Raw genomic sequence first — 18263 nt, forward strand, 5'->3', positions numbered from 1 at the left:
AAGCATCCACCGTAAGCGGATCACATGATGCCAACGGCCACCATCAAACCTTCACGCTAAATTGTGTATCTACCCCAACAAATATTTTAGAGCCTCAAAACTTAAACGTCAAAGATGTTCTTCAAACACCGCGAGTTGAAATTGTATCACTTGATGCGGATGCTAATTTTGAAGACGTGCGGGAAATTGCGATTCAGCATCCATATACCCGATATCCAATTATTGCTGATGACATCGACCATATTATAGGGGTTTTTCACTCGAAGTTCTTGATTCATTGGTCAATGGAGCCAGAAAAATCACTTGAATCATTCAGTGATATGGATCCATTAATTACGTATGAATTTCAGTCCATTGAGCATGTGTTCCGTGAAATGACCAAACATAACAAACATTTTGCAGTTGTATTAGATGAATATGGTGGAACAGAAGGTATTGTGACACATGAAGATATTATTGAAGCGATGATTGGAATGGAAATTGAAGACGAGATCGACGCCGATAATGATTCTATGGTTGAGAAACTTACAGAGACCGAAGTGATTTGTGACGGAAAGATTCCATTAAGACGATTAAATTCCATTTTTAATTCTGATATACCAGAAGAAGAAGACGTCTTGTCAGGTTATTTATTAACAGAAATGAATCGTTTTCCAGAAGAGGAAGACGTCATTGAACGTAATAATTTAACCTTCAAAATCTTAGAAACAGAAGACAGGTCTATTCGTAAAGTTCAAATAGTGAAATAAAGAGGAAGAGCCATTTAGCACAGCTAAATGGCTCTTTTTTGTTATGAGTGATGAGTTTGTTAAACAAACGGGATCGTTTGTTTAACAATTCTACATAAATATTTAACAAAGTTAGAACTTTGTTAAATATTTAATCTACATTATGAAATAAAGTGGAGAGTTTGTTTCACAATCTCAATTAAATGTTAAAAAACCCGGCTAATCAAACGTTAGCTTAATTAGCCGGGTAATTATTAAAAGAGATTTAAGAAGCGATCCCAAATGGATTGATCTTCATTTGTTTGTTCGGGTTCTTCTTCAGGTTCTTCCATTTCTAATTTTTCTGTTTGTAAGGTGAATTGAACTGATTCAATTCGATCGTTGTTTTGTTCAGAGACGAATGATTTCATTTCAAAATCATCAAAATCATATTCGCTCATCATACTATCGATTTCACTTTGCATTTCTTCAGGTAAGTCACTTGTTTGATCGCTTAACTCACGAGAACCATCGCGCAATTCATTTGATCCACTATAAATATCGCTTAATCCAGAACTTAGGTCGCTGACACCACTGTGAACAGAAGGGTAGGAATTCGCTAATTCACCGACGCCATCTGTATAGTCAACCAATCCAGAATGGAAATTGTCATATTCAGAAGATAACTGAGCTAATCCTTCTTCCAGTTCAGCCAATCCGCTGGCTGGGTCAGCATTATTTAAACCTTCAGCCATCGTGCGTAATTCACTTGCGATGTTACCTAGCTGACTGCTTGTATCTTTTAATGCTGGGCTTACAGCGTTAAAGGCTTCACTGACCTCTTGATAAGTGCCTTTCGTCGTTTGAGCCGCTTCATAAGTTTCTATCAATGTTGTAACGGTCTCATTTTCAGGATTCTCCTTTTGTAAATTTGCCAATTGTTCTTCAGTCAGTTGTGAATCAGGAATCCCTTCAATTGCTCCGCTAAGCGCGCTATATGCTTCTGAGTAATTACTTCGTAAATCATCTAATCCTGTAGAAGCTTCATCTAATCCACTCGCTATTTCTTCTAAGCCTGTTGCCATCTCACCTAAGCCATCACCAGATGTGTCTTGGTTGGATAAATTTTGATGCATGTCATCAATTCCAGCTTGAATCGATTCCGATCCTCCAACTAGATCACTTGAACCACTATTTAAATCACGTAATCCATTTAAGACATTGGCTGAACCATTACTTAAATCACTAGCACCATTATTTAATTCATTTAAACCATTATTGAGATCAACCACACCATTGTGTAAATCGGCAACGCCATCTGATAACTCTTCCATATCGCCAGTCATATCACTTGTGTTAGGTTGTTCGACAGACATGGAAGCTGGCAGTGCTGAAATACTAAATCCATCAAATTCAAATGATTCAGCTTCAGCTTCTAATGTTACCGTTTCTTCCTCACCTGGCATCACTGTAAAAGAAACTTGTTGATCCTGACCAGCACTGGCAACTGTACCATCAGGGGCTGATATATTACTGAAAATATCGGAATTCATAGTGGCAGAGACTTGAACCATGAAATTTTCAGTAAAAACTTCTCGAGCTGATTCACTATGATTAACATCGACAGACATTGTCACTGTTCCACTTTTACCGACAATCTCACTCGGTTCAACCGTTTCACCATCTAGTTGATAAGTGACATCAAATGTCCACGGTAACGACTGATCATTCATATCACCACGGTAATAGAATGGATCTTCTGTTGCTGGTAAAGACAATTCGTTCTCATTACTTGTGATGTCATCAACGGTTGATAGGTTCTGAGTCGAATCATAATTGCCATAATCAGTGATGGTACCTTCTTCATTGACGTTAAATTCATTAACAACGTATAAACCATCTTGCTCACCACTGGCATTTAAAGTAGCGTATATCACTTCATGTTTCTCACTATAACTGCCATCTTGTTCCGTTGCGGCAAAAGTTTGACTCGCTGGATAGAGCAGTAATCCTAAAGCCGCTGTCACTGCGATTGTTTTACGCATCCTCTGATGCCTCCTTTTTAGAAGAACTTAATCTTAAACGGTCAGTTATTAGCAGTAAAGCCGGGAGTAAAAAGACAACTGACAAGAATGCTAATAACGCACCTCGACCTAATAATAGACCAACAGATCCAACGATTGGATTACTGGATGTCAGCCATAAAATAAAGCCAACACTGGATAAAATCGCTGCTGATACAAAGATCGCAAAGATTTTCCCATCTATCGTTTGTATAATCGCTTCCTTCGCCGGTAAGGTTTTGCGAAGTCGATTATAATTCTCGGTAAATAGAATCCCGTAGTCGACAGTCGCTGCGAGTTGAACGGTACTGACAATCAAATAACCGACAAAGACAAGCTCTGAGTCCATGAAATATGGAATTGATAAATTAAACCAAACAGCTGATTGTATGGTAATTAACAAGACAACAGGGAAGATGATATTTCTAAAGGTCACGAGTAACACAGTTGCTACTGCTAGAATTGTTAGCCATTTAACAAGTGTGTTATCTCGCTCTACGGTCTCCTTGATATCGTATAAAGTGACGCTTTCACCGAGTAGTTCGGCCTCTTCGCCATAATATTGATCACCAATTGTTCGGACTTCCTCGACGAGACTGAATGCTTCTTCGCCTTCTTTAGGTGCGTCTGTATGCAAGATGATTCGGCTATAATCTTCAGAATAAAAGGCTTCCGTCTGACTTTCGTCTAAATATTCAGAAGGAATAGTGGGACCAATTGTATTCACGTAACTTTGGACCGTATCAACAGCATTTAAGTTTTCTAAATCATTCACAAGCTGCTCTTCTGAAGCAACATCGCCTCTAGGTACTAACATGACCATTGGCGTATTTTGACCAAATTGTTCTTTTATTTGATCTTGGTCGGCACCTAACCTTGAAGAATCGGGTTGTTCACCAATTCCATAGATGAAAGATGTTTCACTTTGACCAAGAAAAGCCGGGACAATTAAGACGGCCACTAAGATTAGGACTGGAATTCGTACTTTTAATACTCGACGCCCAACATTTTTGAATGATGGAACAATTGGTCGATGCTCTGTTTTATCAATCCATTTGTAAAACATTAACGTCAGTGTCGGTAAAAAGATCATGACACTGATAAAACTGAATAGGATTCCTTTAACCAGATTCACGCCAAGGTCAGCTCCAATTTCAAAGTTCATAAACGTTAAGGCGATAAATCCGAAGAAAGTGGTCGATGCACTCGCTGCAATCGCTGGAAATGAACGTTTCATCGCTAGCCGCATCGCTTCATATGGCGAAGATGTTTCTTTCCGATAATCGGAGAAACTGTGTAATAAGAAAATCGCATAGTCAAGCGAGACGGCTAATTGCAGAATCGGTGCGACAGATTGGGTGACATAGGATATTTCACCAATAAAAATATTTGAACCTAGATTGATTAAGACAGAAATGCCAACAGCCGTTAAGAAAAACACTGGCTCTACCCATGAGTTAGTCGAAAGGACGAGAATGATGATGATAATCGGAATAAGTAAGGCAGCCGCATACATTGACTCTTGTCCTGTCATTTTTTGCGAAGTCGCTGTGTCAGCTGCTTCCCCGTCTACCGCATTATCTTCACCGATTAAAGCATAGATCTCATCAGTCGCTTCAACTTCTTTCCCTTCTTCAATGGTTACTTGAAATAGAGCGGACTGCTCATCATAATATTGATCAACTGTGTTTTGATCAGCCATTTCAAGCGGTTGTTTTAAGTCGATTAAATCATCTAACCAATCAACATTAGACACGCCATCAATAGCTTCTAAGTTTTCTTTGTATTCAAGCGCCTTTGGAATGGTGACATCTTCCACCATAACTCGTGCATTGGCAGTAGGTTCATCGAATTCAGCTTCCATCGTGTCTGTTGCTTGCATAGACGGAGCCTCATCCGGTAAATAATCCATCATATTGTAATTGACGGACACAGCAAACTGCGCAATTGTACTGGCAATGGCGAGAATGATAAATGTCCAGACAACCGATTTTTTATGTTTTAGTATCTTATTTGCGAGGTCGATTGGTCTCATCCCTTTCTTGCATTGAATCTTAATCCACCTTATCATTATATGGACACGGTGTTGGATATTCAACAAACAGATTTCAACTCCGTGTTAGATATCCAACATCACGTTGGATTAATGTTGGATTTCAACAAAATTGTCATAAAAGGATGAAGATCATTGAGTGAAAAACTTGATCGTCGTAAGCAATATACTCGCAAAATGTTAAAAGAAAGTATGATTGAGATGTTAAAAGAAACGTCGATTAATCATGTGACAGTTAAAACGTTGTGTGAAAAGGCTGATATCAATCGGTCAACGTTTTATACACATTATCGTGATCCATACGATTTATTGATGACGATAGAAGATGAGATTATAAGCGATTTAAACGATTATTTGAATAGTTATCGTTTTGACCAAGATGAGGAATCAAAGCTCATGACGAAGAAATTGCTAGATTATATAGAGGACACACCGGAAACGTTTCGCATTTTATTAAATGAGAATGGGGATCCTGCTTTTGAGAAGCGGATCATGAATGTGGCCCATCAATTTGTTATGAGTAACACATATGAACTGGATGAAACGGTGTCAGATTACTATAGTACGTATATTATTAGCGGAGCGATTCATGTGATTAAAGCTTGGATTGCATCAGGCCGCCCTGAAGGTACAGATGATATGGCTAATTTGATTCACGCATTTGCGAATGGTGAGCTGCATCTATAGTAATGATCATCTATCCTTTCTTTCAGTGTATAAGTTATTTATAAGTTCTCGAGGTTTAGGGATTGTATAAACATTACACATTAAAAGTATTATTCTTCTTAATGGAAGGGATTTTAGTACATCCTCTCTGATATAAAAAGACTAGGTTTTGTATAATGTTCAAACTAAAAAATAATACAAAAGTTGTACAAAAAAGGTTTTGTTAAATTTAAAAAGGGTATATTAAACCATGGAACATAACAGAGAGGGGATTATACCATGAAAGCGAATGAAACAACGGCAATTAGTAATAACGATAACGATTTAATAATGAATACGGTGAATCAACACCTTGCTATGATTCAATTTGATACAAGCGCGCACGTGGTAGAAGTGAATACACTATTTCAACAAACCATGCATTTCCAAAGCCAGAACGATATGATCGGTAAACATCACAGCGAGTTTTGTTTTGATGAATTTAGTGAAAGTGTGGAATACAATCAGTTTTGGCGTAAATTGCTTCGTGGAGAAAGTTTCCAAGACAAAATTAATAGAAAAGATGCTTTTGGTCGTTCGATTTGGTTAGAAGCGACATACATGCCGATAATCGAGAATGGGCGTGTAACTGGTGTACTAAAAATCGCCACCGATATTACTGAACGTCAAGAGAACATCCAATCGTTCGTGACGGACCTTCAATCAGCTGCATCTGACTTATCAGAAAGAGCTAATCTCGGTCTTACGAATCAAGAAGCGCTTAATGAGAAGATGGATGAAATCGAAACAGTTTCACAACGAAACACCGAAACACTCAATCAACTACAAGATGAAGCCAAAGAGATTGGTAATGTCGTTAAGACGATCAAAAATATTGCATCACAAACTAATTTATTATCATTAAATGCATCGATTGAAGCAGCACGAGCAGGTGAACATGGGAAAGGCTTTGCGGTTGTGGCTGATGAAGTTCGTAAATTATCTACAAAAGTTGAAAGCTCGATTACAGATGTAAATGACAACGTATCAAGTATTAAGAAGGAAATCAATAATATCACAGGTGGCGTCACAGAAATTCAAAATGCTTTACATGACAGCACGAATACGATTCATGAAGCGACTGATGATTATAAAATGGTTACGACAACATCAGATCATTTATCAGAAAAAGCCAATGAGCTTAAGTCAATTATTTAAGTGACGGAAGGTTTGTTAAAAGCAGAGGAACCTTAACTAATACTAAGTCCACCACGTTTTATTGTAAAAGAATTCTTTTGCAATAAATTGAGAAACAATCAGCTGAGGACTTATGACAAAAAATATTTTTCGTCTCTCGAATTGTATCGAATTATGTTAAAATGTCCTTTGGTTCAATTGAAGGAGGACTTATAAATTGTTTAAAGTTATACAATGGTTTATCTTTTTACTCGCCAATGCTGTCGCGATTCCGATTGTCATTGGTTCTATTTTTGATATGGACACAACCGCTATTATGCAGCTTATGCAACGGACATTTTTCATTGTCGGGATTGCAGGTTTTCTTCAAGGACTAATCGGTCATAAACTGCCGATCGTCGACGGACCTGCTGGATTATGGGTTTCTACGTTTTCCGTTTTTGCCATTAGTGTTGGTACAACTGGACAAGCAGGCGTCGAAGCTTTTCGTTTACTTGAAGCGGCGATGATTTTAACTGGTGCGTTCTTAATGGCATTTGGTTTATTTAAAGTCTCTGGCAAAGTCATCGGATTGTTCACACCACTCGTAACAGGGGTGTTCTTAACTTTACTCACATTTCAACTAAGTGGAACCTTTTTAGAAGGAATGCTTGGGCTTAGCAGTCAAGCGACACAGATTAATTCCGGTCAATTTGCGATTGCTATGGTGACATTCAGCTCGGTCTTAATTTTATCGATCTTTTTCACAGGCTGGATGAAGAGCTATGCTGTGTTACTTGGTATTTCGCTTGGATGGTTATTATTTGTTATCTTTTTCGGTGCTGGTGATATGCTGGCTAGTCAGGCGCCAATCATGCAAATACCAGAAATGTTCGCTTGGGGTGCTCCGAAGTTTGAATGGAGTGTGGTTCCAATCGCGATATTAACGGCATTCATTTTGCTTTCGAATATTGTTGCTGCTCTGTCAGCTACATCAGATGTTATTGATGGCCATTCGAATTTCAGTCAAACACAGATGAATCGAGGTAGCTTTACGCTCGGTATTAATCATGGTATTTCGGGGATGTTTTCCGGTGTGGCAGTAGTTCCACTAGCATCAACAGCTGGATTTATTCAATTGACAGGCCAAACGAAAAAAGGCCCGTTCATTTGGGCCTCGGCATTATTAATGATTGTATCATTCTTCCCGGTCGTTATAGCCTTTTTAGCGATGATTCCGTCGCCGATTGCCAATGCGGCTTTACTTGCAACATTCGTACAATTAATGGGACTAGGTTTAAGAAACTTATTCGCAGAACCTCTATACGAGCGTCGTATGACCATTATTACCGTTTCGATGTTACTGGGTGGAGGCCTAATGTTTATTCCACCTGAAAGTTTCGCTCATTTACCTGAAACGGTTAAGCAAGTTGTCAGTAATGGATTATTAGTCGGTACGATCATAGCCGTGATTCTCGAAAAGGTTTGGAAAACAAGTAAATAATAAAAATTAATCGTCAATTCTATGATTGGCGATTTTTTTATTAATGATCAGCATATAATGAAAATAATCCTTGTATAATCCTCAAATGTTTAACAATCCGTGTTAAACTATTTCTAACAATTATAAAGGTGGAATATTAATGTGGGAGAAGAGGGATAAGTACATAGGATTCGTTGTTATAACCAGTTTTATTATTGCTGTTCTATTCATCACAGGCACTATCAGCACATGGGTATCTGGCATGCAGTTCGTGATTACGAAAGAAGACGTCAAACCCTATTCGAATGAACTTGATGCTACGTTTCAGACGACATTTAAAAAAGGATTTCAGCTAGGCGAATTAGACAAACAGTTAGTCCTATATGACGATTTGACCCTACAGTTAAAAACGATTGAACAAGATGATGATCAGATTGTCTTTACATTTGAATCTCAAGGTACATATGGAGCTAACTCAGCAGAAATTATATCAGTAGCCGATCAGGGACAAGATGAAAATGATGAAAACTTCGCTAAGATTAAATTGATATCAGATGACTCGCAAGTCGAACTTAAGCCAAAGACGAATCATGGCGTCAATCACCGTAAAGGGGATCAAGTGACCTATATATTATCCCGAAAGAAATTTGAATCATTCCAATCCAAAACAACAACGCTCATGATGGATGATCTCTATTTAACGAAATGGATTAACTTTAAAGAATTAATTCGTGGACTATAATCGAATTAATGTCTAGGCTACTGGGTGATAATCTGTTGTTTTTACGGAATGATTAAATAATAAGCTGGTTTCAATGACCAATAATAGCACTAGCAACCACGGCAAAGTTTGAATTAGTATGCTCTGAATGTTTGCCAGCAAACCATCCACTTCAACCAATGAAGTTAATACGTAGAGCATGCCAAATGTGAAGTTTCGAGCCCACTGACTGACATGATATTGGCCAAGCCCTTTAACTAGACCATATTGTTTATAACGTTCATGAATTCGTATTAGTTCAATCACCTCCACGATGATGAACCAGAGCAGAGCCCAGGTCCACATCATAACGACTACATAACTAGGAAACGCACCACTAATGAAAATAGCGACTCCGGAAATAGACATGGCACCATGTATGATGCAATTAGTATTCGACCAATGATCTGCAATATTTAATTGTTGAGGTCGTGCATATTTATAAATCATCATCAAAAAGGAAATCATGTAAAATACAAGACCGATTATAATTAATATTTGGCTTAAGATAATTGGCCATATGTCAGGTATTAAATGAGTGTACATCATGACGATGGATTGTGTACTGACTGTACTCAAAAAAAGTATACCGTGGACTTTATAGAGATATTTTTCTCGCCAAATACGAATGAATTGCCTCACGACCAGACCAACATAGCCACCCCACATGACGGTATTAAGCAATGCAAGCGGTATAACGACTACTTCCCAATCTGGTAGCCATAATACAATGACATTACACACAATAGAAGTGCCTGCAATCCATGTACCAATTGCAAAGCTATTAATTGGGTCTGATAGATGAATTTGAATAAACTGCTTATGGATGACTGGTTTTGTAATGGCTAGGGATGTAAGAAGCCATATGAGGATCAATGTGACTACAAATAAATGACGTAGCCATAAACTCACATCGAAGAATAACAGAATGCCATACAAAAATACGCCGATCCCCATGACAACTGCCCCCGATGCTGTTGGAGCTGATTGTAGGCGAATAATTTTATTTTGAAATATGAACCATACAACTAATAAGAGTACGATTGTCAAAAACACATTCATGGCGACCACTTCTTTCGCTTTTTCGTTTTCCGAAATTATTATATCAAACTATATTGAATTAAAAATGTAAGAAAGTTTTTCGAAAAGGTCAAAAAATTAAAGCGTAAAGGTTTAATTTTAAAATTTTTCGAGTTATGATTTAATTAAACTAAAACGAGGTGAGGACTGTGCTAAGGCTGATTATCGCAATACATATAATGTTAGTTATGTTATTAATTGGTTGTTCTGAACAAGAATATGAAGTCAGTGTTGATATACAACCGGAAGATGCAGGGGAAGTTACTGGCACAGGCTTATATGAATCTGGTGAAGAGGCTGTTGTATCACTTCAACCTGAGGATGGTTACGAGTTTAGTGGCTGGAGTAAAGAAGGAGAAACAGTTAGTTCAGATTTAGAATATCGGTTCGAAGTTGATCAAGATGTTCAACTACAAGCTTCTTTGGAAGAAACAGTCGAAGATATTGTCGTAGAACATACACTGGATAAAGGTACTGCTATGTCATTGGAAACTGTTGAAAAGATCGAATTTAAAGATGAAAATGTCTCAATTGATAAATCACAACTGCAGCAATCTCTTGATCAAGTTTGGGAATCATCAAATGCTCCTGATTTATGGGATAATCAATTTGCTGAGGTAATTGAAGAGCATCCTGATGTTAATCAATTGTTTATAAGACATGAAGGATTGTCACCTAATGAGGATAAGATTGCAGTTTCTGTATTCACATCAGGGGATGTTTTCTCCTATACCGTGGTAGGGTACGTTGATTTAGAGACAGAAGATATTCAGTTTACTAATGTGACCAATCAAGTGGTCTCAGCTCGTGAAGGCATCATATGGTCACCAGATGAGAATTATTATGTTTACACGACTGTCAATGAAGCACCATCGAACCAACAGGCTTTTGTCGATTCCATTGATGATGGGAATAATATTGTAACAGCTGATTTTTCAACGATTAGCGAAGCAGAACTGTTAAATGTAAATACGATTGAGTGGGAAGACGATCAAGAATCGATCTATATCGATGCAATCGGTCAAGTTGGAAATCGAATTGAGGCAAGGCTAAGTCTAGAATCAGGCGAATTTGAGCAAGAATAACACGGTCTCATCACGAGATCGTGTTTTTTTTTGAATAAAGCAATGTTTTTACAACTAAAACTAATAAGACTTCTATTATGATTAAAAGCTTTGAAATGCCATTGTGACAGATTTAAAACTATATAGAAAAAGTTTCTGATTTTTCGCATCAAAATGGTTGATAATAAGCGTTCAGCGTTGTAAGATTTAAGTGCTCGAAGTAATACAACACAATATACATCTTAGTAGTTTTACCTGAACCGACAGACAGAGAAGAGGGAGGGTTTAACGATGAGAATGAATCACGTTATTGCCTACAGCATGGTAATCTTAGGGGCAGCTTTTTGGGGCCTCACGGGGTTATTCGTGCAAAATTTGTACGCCACAGGCTTCACGCCTTGGCAAGTAGTTACTCTACGTTTAACATTTTCCAGCTTGATCCTACTAGTTATGTTAGCCATTCTAGCACGCAGTTATCTTAAAATCCGACTAAAAGACCTACCTTATTTTATCGCGCTAGGCGTATTTAGTATTGCCTTTTTCAATTGGTTTTATTTTCAAGTAATGGACCTAGCAACGCTTGCAGTCGCAGTCGTATTCGTGTACTCATCACCAGTGTTTGCAGCGATTATTGCCAAAGTATTATTCCAAGAAGCGCTAACCAAGCAAAAACTCGTTGCAATTTCGCTAACGATTTTAGGGAGTGCGTTTGCGATTGAATTCCTACCATTAGGAGATTTTGCCTTAACATTGCAAACTATTTTATTTGGACTGTTAGCAGGCTTTTTCTGTTCAACGTATAGCTTGCTCGGTAAAAACGTTAGTCGTTGGTACCATCCATTTACCATTACTTTTTACGCAATGGCCGGTGGAACAGTGTTTTTAATCCCGACAAGTGGTATTTGGGAAAATGCTTCTGCCTTTGCAAATGGTGATGTGTGGCTTAACATCTTAGGAATTGTTGTCATATCAACTGTCGTAGCTTACTTGCTCTATACGACTGGTCTGGCTTATATTGAGTCAAGCAAAGCTACGATTCTTTCATCCGTAGAAATTATCGTCGCCGTTTCAGTGAGCGTCATTGTATTTAATGAAGCCTTAACAGGTTACCAACTATTAGGGTTTGGACTACTATTCATATCGTTATTCTTAACGGTATTTTCACTGAAAAAGTTGAAAAAATACAAGTTCCGAAAAATGCGTGGTCAAAAGCAACAATTGCCATCGGAAACACATCATATGACCGAAAAGCCCTCATGGTAACATGAGGGTTTTTCTATGTGCGTTGAAGTTTTGATTTTTGAAATGATTCCTCGAATTTATTTCATTAATTCGGTTAGTTATCTCATAAATTGAGAGCACACCTTAATTTATTTAATAAATAAAGGCATTAATGAAATAAGTAGAGGCACTTATTACATTAATGAGCGAATTAATTTAAAAAATTAAAAGAAGGTTCGTCTAGACGAACCTTCGATCAAATCAATTCTATCAATAAGAAGGGGATTTTGCGTGACGATCTTTATCTAATAGAAATTCTATTAATGCTATCACAAACGCTAAGATTAGTAACGCAACCTCCGTTAGCACCACTGAGCTGATGACTAAATTCATCACCAATAAACTCAATCCATTTGAAACCACATCTAAACCGATTGTTATGAAAGATGAGAAGGATCGACTCTCTGTACGTGCAGATAATATGGTCGCTAATGGATTGAAGAATAGGTCAAAAATAAACCCTAATAAGAAGTAGCCTGCCACAAATCCAATTAATCCCCACACTGAATGATACTGCACCCCGAGAAGCTCGAAAGCACCAGCCATCGTTAAAAAGTAGACACCAACAACCGAACTTAAAATGATGATGACAAACAAACCCATTCCGACCCATGATCCAACTCGTTTAAAATGATTTGAATGATCTCTCATAACCTTGAACTCCTCAATAATGTCTTAGACGTTTTGACGCCGAAATAACTGGATAAGCATATAAATGAAACCGCCTGCTGCTATGATTGCTAAATAGGTAGTCGGATAACGATAAGATAATAGAATAGCATCCATCAAATAAATCTCACTACAATAGTCAACTGTTTCAGGCGTGAATATGAACAAGGGTCGACAATCAGATAACGGCAAAATCTCAACTTGATTAACAAAAAACAATGAGTATAGAGCTGATACGGAAAACATAATCAATAACTCAACCATACCTCATATTGATCCCCAACGCAGCTTTAAGACTAACTTATCATAAGTTAACTAGGATTAGAATCACTATTCTAAAATTTTCCTTGTTTATGCAATAACAGACGATATTAAGGAAACATCATTGATTTAAATGCTAGAAAAGATCATTTTTTATGTTTAAACCGCTCATTTCCTAAATTGCAATAAAAACTCAATACGCTATAATACAAATCGTGCAAAGAAAAAGATGCACATCAATCGATCAGTTGATAGGGAAATCACTGGACAATAGGAGGGTAGAAGGGGAAGTATTACAATTAAAATAAAATAGGTCGGACTTCAAAAAACTTGCTCAACACATTTGTTTGTGTTGAGCAAGTTTTTTAAAAAAGATTATGTCGGATATTTCTCAGCATTCTTCTCAAGTTTCTTCGTTACGATCTCTTCAATATCCAAATCTAAATCCGAAGACAGCATCATTGTATAAATAAGAACATCAGCAATTTCTTCTTGAATATTTTCCATATTGTCTTCCAAAGCTTGCTCACTATTTTTCCACTGAAAATCTTCAAGTAATTCAGCAGCCTCTATTGAAATTGAAACGGCAAGGTCTTTCGGGTTATGATACTGTCTCCAATTGCGAGCGTCACGAAATTCGTTGATAGATTGGATTAGCTGATTAAGATTATTCATGAATATCATTTCCTTTCAGTTCGAGCAATCTATTACGTAATTTGGGATCAGTTGCATAGATGCACAACCCACGAATACCACGCTTCATTAAGACATTAATCGAATTTAAAATAATTTCTTCTTTAATCCGTTCATTTTCTTCATACGAAAAGTCTTTTCGACGTTGAAATGCTCCTTTGTCTTGGTACTGGTCCGGATCAACAATTAAATGGTCATTTACCTCGTTGTAAGAGATAGATGGTCCTAAAATAACCCCTACGTAATTAAGGTCGAAACCTTGTACCGTATAAATTGACCCTACTTCATTAATAGTGCCAGCTTCCTCAGCCCATGTCTTATTTTCATCGGTTATGTTCCAAGGCATGTTAATACCATTAGGGTCAACATAGTAAGTAGCTCCGTCTTTCTTATGTTCATAATCAAAAGTAGAGACTATTCTTGATAAACCATATTCATTATTTTTATCATACATAGCTTGTTTAAATGATTCAGGGCTATCGAAAACCCTCAAGTCAAAAGAGTCATTTTCACGTGGAATGGATTCTACCTTTTTCTCAGAAAATTGATTAATCCAGTTTACTATGTCTGGTGTTGCATTCATACGTAATTGGTTTTCTAATTTTAATGTATCAGCTTGATATTGGTTGGTTATCTCTTCAAGTAATCGTTCGTTCCAGTAACTTTTAATTTTTAGTACCTGTTTTGGATCAAAGATGACAATGGTTGTGTGACTTCTTTTGATAATTTCATCGAGATGGTTATTATAACGAAAATTATTGTATGAATCTTCTTTGGTCAGTAATAAATGTGCTTCATCAACTAAAGTAATATCAGCCTTTTCATTATTTTTATCCATTTTATTTATAAAAGTCGTTGGTTTCTCAATCTGATTTTTCTTTAAATTAGGGAGACTGTAGGCGATATTTTTATAAGTTTTAAGCATTTCACTATGGTTCACTAGTAAGTAGTTATTCGTTTTATAAAGGCTCGAACTCGACTCATTCGTAAAGTCTTGCAAAGTGTTGAACAATGAGCTGAGTAAGACACTTTTCCCTGTACCTGAATCCCCTTCAACAATAAGTACATTTTGTCCTGACTGTTTTGACTTAGATTTACAAAAATCGATAATTTGTTCTTTTACTTCTACTTGTTCGTCAGTCAATTCTTTAAAAGGAGATAGTTTAAAAATGTCTTTATTCTGTAGGTCTTCAATTGATTCCTGTGCGATATCATGCTCACGTAACTTTTCCCATATATTCTTAAAAATATGATCGTTATAAAGTTCTTTCTGAAAGTAATTATGTGTCCGCTTTATGGTTGTCTGACTCACATTTTGTAACTTATATCGATTATCAGCAATGAAATAATTAATTAAATTAGTCTCAATATTATATGTAGCTGACTGATTGAATTTTTCATGTCCGATGAGAATTGTTTGTTCATGAATTTTACGTTCCGGGTCATTTAAATGACTTTGGAGACGTTTATTGGCATGAGCTGTTTGACCAATATATGCAGTAGGATTCTTTTTGTTATTAAATAATATGTAAACGATTGGATAGTCATTTAAGTAAACAGTTTGGAAGTTTTGTAATTCTGACTGATTAAATGCTCGTGTTTCAAATACAAGGTCACTCATATGTTTCTTCACCCTATTGTTGAATTTTGTTATATCTTAACATAGTTGGTGAGAAATACTGAATATTTTATTCAAACGAGTGCAGGAAAGATAGTACTAATTGGAATATGTTAAAATGTAATAAATGATGATTTAATCAACCCAAAAGGAGGCTACACATGGACGTTAAATTCCCAATTGGTCAATTAGAATTGCCTGAAACTATAACGTTAGATCATATCCATGAATGGATGAAAGATATTGAGACTTATACGAACAGGTTAAGAGAAACAGTGGAGGGTTTAAGTGAATCAGACTTAGAGAAAACGTATCGTGAAGGTAGTTATAATGTGCGTCAATTAGTGCATCATATTGCTGACTCCCAGTTGAATATGTATCAACGACTTAAGATGGCTTTGACGGACAATAATCCGACTGTGCCTGCATTTGACCAAGATGAGTGGGCCGTGCAGCCAGATACTAAATTACCTGTTGAAAGTTCGATCAAGATGTTAGAAGGTATTAACGAACGAATTGTTGCATTGGGTAAGAGTATTAATGAAGAAGAGTTATCCAGAGTATTCACCCGTGTGGATGAGGGTGAAATTTCAGTTGCGACTAAGCTAGCGAAGTTGTCGTGGCATGAGGAGCATCATTTAGAACATATTAAGATTGCGTTAGAAAATTAAGTGGGTTCATAGTTCATTTCAATACCACTTTAAATTTTCTAAGCTATGATGAAACCGGCTATCTATTTGATGGCCGGTTTTTCATAGATATAAAAATACGCCCAACCGATGGTATATCAGTTGGACGCATTTGCCTAGTGACTCCGGCTGGATTCGAACCAGCGACCCCTTGCCTGTCAAGCAAGTGCTCTCCCACTGAGCTACGGAGTCTTGTTGTTGAATTGTCACCGACGTTTTGTCGACAAGTACTAATATAATAGCTTATAATATGAATGTCAACACTTTTTGATGAGTTGGAGGTAAAATTTTATGTTACCGCGAATTTTAACTTATTTATTAATTGGTTTAGCTGTGGTTGGTGTTTTTGCGTTTCTATTTCCGCAGTATTTAAATTTTGTATGGATCGGATTATCGGCGCTTTTTGTCGTCGGACTAGCCGTTATGGTTTACATATATAGTAAGCGTGTTTTCACCTTAATGAAAGAAATGAAAAAACAGTAGGCTTAGGTTAAGAATAGGGGGAGGTTATTATGGGGACGTACGTGTTTGTTTATGGTACGCTTCGTTATGGTGATCGGAATCACAGAATAATAGCCGGAGAAAAATTAATAGCCTTTCAAGCTTCAATTCAAGGGAGAATGGTGGATATTGAATTAGGGTTTCCAGCGATTGTACTCGATGATTCATCTTGGGTGTATGGTGAGGTGTATGAAGTATCTGAGGAAACGCTGATAAAAATTAATGCGCTTGAAGGGTATGAGCCGCAACAGGATCCTTATTATGAACGTGTTCAGGTCGAGGTGAAGACAGATTGTGGCTTTTTAAATGCGTATACATACTATATGGAAGCTGACCAAGTCAAGGAATGGTCCACGATTGCATCAGGTGATTGGCGATTGGAGTCTATCTTTAATCGATTTGTGCCTTATTATTTTGCTTACGGCTCGTGTATGGATACGGAAAGAATTGAACAGGCTGGTGTGTTATCTGAGTTTGATCGAATGGGTCAAGGTCAGTTGGGTGGTTTTGAGTTGCAATTTACCACTCATTTACCAGATGGTGGTCGAGCAGATATTGTTGAAGCTGATGATATGGTTGAAGGGATTGTCTATCAGGTTACGACGAGCGCGGTACATTATTTGTATGAACGTGAAGGTGTGAATGTGGGCAGGTACCGTCCAGCTGTCGTGGACGTCGATTTTAACGGTGAGTTACTGCCTATGTTGACGTTTATCGTGATTGATAAACAAGAAGAGTTGGCACCACCTGATCATTACTTACGGGAAATTTTACGCGGTGCTTCACCAGATGTCAGTACGTCTTATTTGGCAAAAGTGCATGAACGAGCAGCTTTATTACGACAATCTGATGTGACGAGTGTAGAAGGGGAATTATGATGTTTTTTATTTATATATTGCGTTGTGGTGATGGGTCTCTATATACAGGGTATACGAATGATGTCGAGGCGCGAGTTGCTAAACATCAGGCGGGGGAAGCGGCAAAATATACTCGGGCTAAACGACCCGTTGAATTAGTGTATCAAGAATCGTTTGAAACGAAATCTGAAGCTATGCGAAGAGAAGCAGCGATTAAACAATTACATAAGCAGGCGAAGGAAGAGATCGTTCGCACTGCCGTGATAAATGTCGAGTGAACCTGTAATGTGCAGGTTCTTTTTTTATGGATATAATTAGTCTTTTAAATAACTTTGGGTTATTATGAGTTTATTTGTACGAGTGATCTCATAATTGATTGGGTTTATCTTCCAATGAGATTGATTATCTCACAAATGGCGGTTGTTATTTCACAAATTGAGATGATTGTCTCACAAATAGCTGGGATTATCTCATAAATAGAGATGATTGTTTCATAATTGAAAGGGTTTATTTAATAATTAGACGAGTGATCAAAATAAAAAGCATTGGGGCGGGCCCCAATGCTTTCTTTAGTTTGCCTGGCATGGGTGAGCTCTAACGGGTGAAAGTCCCGAGTGTGACCTAGTAGCGGTAAGCACATAGTCGAAGGCAAGGGTGTCCATG

The 18263-nt window shown here is 37.3% G+C and carries 18 protein-coding genes and 1 tRNA gene; 11 read left to right on the plus strand and 8 right to left on the minus strand.

Annotated features, from left to right (window positions below; translation table 11 throughout):
• Positions 1-749 (plus strand): transporter associated domain-containing protein (locus FHR85_RS13905; protein ID WP_167264302.1); only part of this gene is annotated, 749 nt, incomplete at its 5' end.
• A gap of 233 nt (positions 750-982) precedes the next feature.
• Here FHR85_RS13905 and FHR85_RS13910 read toward each other — a convergent pair.
• Together FHR85_RS13910 and FHR85_RS13915 are read right to left on the minus strand one after the other, a co-directional pair.
• Complete coding sequence (locus FHR85_RS13910) at positions 983-2752, minus strand: YhgE/Pip domain-containing protein (RefSeq protein ID WP_167264304.1); 1770 nt, start codon at positions 2750-2752, stop codon at positions 983-985.
• A complete protein-coding gene (locus FHR85_RS13915) occupies positions 2745-4805 on the minus strand; it encodes an efflux RND transporter permease subunit (protein ID WP_167264306.1) in 2061 nt (686 codons plus the stop codon). Before FHR85_RS13915 ends, FHR85_RS13910 begins: the two co-directional genes overlap by 8 nt.
• Before the next feature lie 153 nt (positions 4806-4958).
• On the opposite strand from FHR85_RS13915, the gene FHR85_RS13920 reads away from it, so the two are divergent.
• The 4 genes from FHR85_RS13920 to FHR85_RS13935 all read left to right on the plus strand — a co-directional run bounded on the left by FHR85_RS13920 (position 4959) and on the right by FHR85_RS13935 (position 8869).
• The gene (locus FHR85_RS13920) at positions 4959-5510 is read left to right on the plus strand and encodes a TetR/AcrR family transcriptional regulator (protein ID WP_167264308.1); all 552 of its coding nucleotides are present in this window, start codon (positions 4959-4961) and stop codon (positions 5508-5510) included.
• Between the two features lie 258 nt (positions 5511-5768).
• Positions 5769-6686, plus strand: coding sequence for a methyl-accepting chemotaxis protein (locus tag FHR85_RS13925; RefSeq protein WP_167264310.1), 918 nt, complete (start codon positions 5769-5771; stop codon positions 6684-6686).
• Between the two features lie 196 nt (positions 6687-6882).
• Positions 6883-8148, plus strand: a complete 1266-nt coding sequence (locus tag FHR85_RS13930) for a purine/pyrimidine permease (RefSeq protein WP_167264312.1) — start codon at positions 6883-6885, stop codon at positions 8146-8148.
• 139 nt (positions 8149-8287) lie between these two features.
• Positions 8288-8869 (plus strand): hypothetical protein, encoded by a 582-nt coding sequence (locus tag FHR85_RS13935; RefSeq protein WP_167264314.1) that lies wholly within the window; start codon positions 8288-8290, stop codon positions 8867-8869.
• 12 nt (positions 8870-8881) lie between these two features.
• Here FHR85_RS13935 and FHR85_RS13940 read toward each other — a convergent pair whose 3' ends face one another.
• Positions 8882-9949 (minus strand): SLAC1 family transporter, encoded by a 1068-nt coding sequence (locus FHR85_RS13940; protein ID WP_167264317.1) that lies wholly within the window; start codon positions 9947-9949, stop codon positions 8882-8884.
• Positions 9950-10116: 167 nt separating this feature from the next.
• Here FHR85_RS13940 and FHR85_RS13945 point away from each other — a divergent pair, with 167 nt between their 5' ends.
• Both FHR85_RS13945 and FHR85_RS13950 read left to right on the plus strand, forming a co-directional pair.
• A complete protein-coding gene (locus FHR85_RS13945; RefSeq protein WP_167264319.1) occupies positions 10117-11052 on the plus strand; it encodes an InlB B-repeat-containing protein in 936 nt (311 codons plus the stop codon).
• A gap of 270 nt (positions 11053-11322) precedes the next feature.
• Positions 11323-12294, plus strand: coding sequence for a DMT family transporter (locus FHR85_RS13950; RefSeq protein ID WP_167264321.1), 972 nt, complete (start codon positions 11323-11325; stop codon positions 12292-12294).
• Between the two features lie 228 nt (positions 12295-12522).
• Here FHR85_RS13950 and FHR85_RS13955 read toward each other — a convergent pair whose 3' ends face one another.
• The 4 genes from FHR85_RS13955 to FHR85_RS13970 form a co-directional block, all read right to left on the minus strand.
• Entirely contained in the window at positions 12523-12963 is a 441-nt protein-coding gene (locus FHR85_RS13955; protein WP_167264323.1) for a YrvL family regulatory protein, read from the minus strand.
• A gap of 24 nt (positions 12964-12987) precedes the next feature.
• The gene (locus FHR85_RS13960; RefSeq protein WP_167264325.1) at positions 12988-13245 is read right to left on the minus strand and encodes a hypothetical protein; all 258 of its coding nucleotides are present in this window, start codon (positions 13243-13245) and stop codon (positions 12988-12990) included.
• A 372-nt stretch (positions 13246-13617) separates the two neighbouring features.
• A complete protein-coding gene (locus FHR85_RS13965; RefSeq protein ID WP_167264327.1) occupies positions 13618-13917 on the minus strand; it encodes a nucleotide pyrophosphohydrolase in 300 nt (99 codons plus the stop codon).
• Positions 13910-15556, minus strand: coding sequence for a DUF2075 domain-containing protein (locus FHR85_RS13970; protein WP_167264329.1), 1647 nt, complete (start codon positions 15554-15556; stop codon positions 13910-13912). Before FHR85_RS13970 ends, FHR85_RS13965 begins: the two co-directional genes overlap by 8 nt.
• A 158-nt stretch (positions 15557-15714) precedes the next feature.
• Between FHR85_RS13970 and FHR85_RS13975 the strand changes: the two genes are divergently transcribed.
• Positions 15715-16224, plus strand: coding sequence for a YfiT family bacillithiol transferase (locus FHR85_RS13975; RefSeq protein ID WP_167264331.1), 510 nt, complete (start codon positions 15715-15717; stop codon positions 16222-16224).
• A 138-nt stretch (positions 16225-16362) separates the two neighbouring features.
• On the opposite strand, the gene FHR85_RS13980 is transcribed toward FHR85_RS13975, so the two are convergent.
• A tRNA-Val gene (locus FHR85_RS13980) sits at positions 16363-16434 on the minus strand.
• A gap of 99 nt (positions 16435-16533) precedes the next feature.
• Here FHR85_RS13980 and FHR85_RS13985 point away from each other — a divergent pair.
• Genes FHR85_RS13985 through FHR85_RS13995 form a run of 3 tightly spaced genes read left to right on the plus strand, consistent with a single transcriptional unit; the run spans position 16534 to position 17878 of the window.
• Positions 16534-16725 (plus strand): hypothetical protein, encoded by a 192-nt coding sequence (locus FHR85_RS13985; RefSeq protein WP_167264333.1) that lies wholly within the window; start codon positions 16534-16536, stop codon positions 16723-16725.
• A 29-nt stretch (positions 16726-16754) separates the two neighbouring features.
• A complete protein-coding gene (locus tag FHR85_RS13990) occupies positions 16755-17621 on the plus strand; it encodes a gamma-glutamylcyclotransferase family protein (protein ID WP_167264335.1) in 867 nt (288 codons plus the stop codon).
• Entirely contained in the window at positions 17621-17878 is a 258-nt protein-coding gene (locus FHR85_RS13995; protein ID WP_167264337.1) for a GIY-YIG nuclease family protein, read from the plus strand. Before FHR85_RS13990 ends, FHR85_RS13995 begins: the two co-directional genes overlap by 1 nt.
• Positions 17879-18263: the final 385 nt, after the last annotated feature.

The organism is Alkalibacillus almallahensis (assembly GCF_011761495.1).
Classification (GTDB): domain Bacteria; phylum Bacillota; class Bacilli; order Bacillales; family Alkalibacillaceae; genus Alkalibacillus; species Alkalibacillus almallahensis.